1 protein-coding gene is annotated in these 1,431 nt (G+C 43.8%); it reads left to right on the top strand.

Annotated features, from left to right (window positions below; translation table 11 throughout):
* Positions 1-95: 95 nt before the first annotated feature.
* Complete coding sequence (locus JIG41_RS14540; protein ID WP_199525004.1) at positions 96-1,421, top strand: IS4 family transposase; 1,326 nt, start codon at positions 96-98, stop codon at positions 1,419-1,421.
* Positions 1,422-1,431 lie beyond the last annotated feature (10 nt).

The raw sequence follows: 1,431 nt of genomic DNA on the forward strand, positions 1-1,431 counted from the left end.
CTAATGCCGATCAGTTAAGACTTTAATCGGCGGATCAGTTGAATGATCCCCTCTATATGTAAAAATCCGATAGACCCTGTTTATCGGATTTTTTTATGCACGTATCTCAAGCCCTCAACATTATTAACAGTTACAAACCAAATCAAGTTGAAACACTCGCAGACCTTTTGCCCATTGAACTTATCAATAGTGCTTACGAACTCACTGATACGGTTACTCTAAGAAAGCGAAAGCTCACTTTAGAGTCGATGGCATGGCTACTGGTTGGAATGGCAATCTATAACGATAAGTCCATGGCTGACATTGTAAATATGCTCGATATTGTCGATCGCACAGGCAAGCCATTTGTGGCTCCAAGCGCATTAACACAGCGAAGAAAAAATCTCGGTGAGTCTGCCGCTAAAGCGCTTTTTGAGTGCACACAAAATCATTGGTTTAAGCAGGCTAATTTACCAAACTGGAACGGCCTCACTCTTCTGGGTGTTGATGGTGTCGTATGGCGAACTGAGGATTCAAAAGACAACGCTGAAGCGTTTGCAAAGCCTACCAACCGTGACGGTAAAGAAACACAGTACCCACAGGTACGCATGGTATGCCAGATGGAACTGAGTAGCCATTTAATCACTGGAAGTGCTTTTGATTGTTACACAGTGAATGAAATGAAGCTGGCAGAGCAACTGATAGAAACCACACCAGATAACAGCTTAACCCTTTTCGATAAAGGCTTTTACTCCCTTGGCCTACTTCAAGCGTGGAGCTCGAAAGGCATAAATCGACATTGGCTTATCCCAATGAGAAAAGGACTCAATTATGAAGTTGTTCAGTCCTTCGGTCGTCAAGATAAACTAATAAAACTGAAGAGTAACCCGCAAGCACGTAAGAAGTGGCCAGAGCTAGGGCAAGAAGTCGTTGTGCGTTTAGTTACGAGAGTTAAAGATGGTAAGCAATACAATGTCCTCACCTCAATGCTTGACCCAATGCTCTACCCAAAGTCAGATATCGTAGACTTATACGGATATCGCTGGGAAATTGAACTTGGCTATCGTGAGCAAAAGCAGTACATGCTTGGTAACCGACTCACTCTAAGAAGTCGACTCCCTGAATTAGTGAGACAGGAGCTTTGGGGAATACTGCTGACCTATAACTTGGTCAGGTATCAAATGGTGCAGATGTGTAATACTTTAAATGGAGACTACTTGCCGTATCAACTTAGCTTCAATGGGGCGTTGGCTCATATCATGCGCCTAATAGTAGGGCTTCCATACTCGTCACCGGGAGCAATCCCGAGGCAACTCCAAAACTTCTACTCAATGAGTGAGAGTTTAATACTTGAGCCCAGGCGAGAAAGATCCTTCCCTAGAGTCGTTAAGAAAAAACCAAGCCGATACCCTCGAAAATACAATGCCGCTCACCTTAAGTGAACGGCATTAG

Origin of the sequence: Pseudoalteromonas sp. bablab_jr011 (genome assembly GCF_016464045.1) — a bacterium.
Taxonomy (GTDB): Bacteria; Pseudomonadota; Gammaproteobacteria; order Enterobacterales; family Alteromonadaceae; genus Pseudoalteromonas; species Pseudoalteromonas lipolytica.

Coding starts and splice junctions, on each gene's coding strand:
- JIG41_RS14540 (WP_199525004.1), top strand. CDS start 96: ATGCACGTATCTCAAGCCCTCAACATTATTAACAGTTACAAACCAAAT.